Here is a 577-nt window from a genome sequence, read left to right as displayed (position 1 = left end):
GTGAGGGATACTTAAACCGAGATGTATTAACGTCCGAGAAATTTATAGCGAATCCCTATGGTACAGGCAGGTTGTATAAGACTGGAGATTTAGCGAGGTGGCGTTCAGATGGTGTATTAGAATTTTTAGGTCGCAAAGACCGTCAGGTAAAGATACGCGGGTATCGGATTGAACCTGGTGAGATAGAGAGCAGCATCACTCAGGTGACGGGTATCTCAAAGGTACTTGTGATGGCACGGGAAGTCTCTGGGAGTTTACAATTGGTAAGCTACTTGGTTACAGATATAGGGATAGACAATGCTGGGATCATAACGGGATTAGAAGGTATTTTACCTAGTTATATGATTCCTAGATTCTATATAGGTTTGCCCTCTTTGCCCTTAACGCGTAATGGCAAGATAGACTATAAGGCCTTACCTGATGTGGTTATGGATCTGACCGATGATTTTGTATTTCCCAGCACCGATACCGAGTTAGCACTGGTAAAGATCTGGTCCTCTGTTTTAGGGATGTCAGCAGAAAAGATCAGTACCACCCATAACTTCTTTGAACTGGGGGGAGATTCTATTAAGGCCAT

At 43.5% G+C, this 577-nt stretch carries 1 protein-coding gene; it reads left to right on the top strand.

The window, feature by feature from the left end; all coding sequences use genetic code 11:
• On the top strand, positions 1-577 hold a 577-nt coding region (locus tag WBG07_RS19435), incomplete at both ends, for a non-ribosomal peptide synthetase (protein ID WP_340203806.1).

The organism is Ascidiimonas meishanensis (assembly GCF_037782385.1).
Lineage (GTDB): Bacteria > Bacteroidota > Bacteroidia > Flavobacteriales > Flavobacteriaceae > Ascidiimonas > Ascidiimonas meishanensis.
The sequence above is the reverse complement of the archived record's forward strand: the minus strand, read 5'-3'. Positions and strand labels throughout refer to the sequence as shown.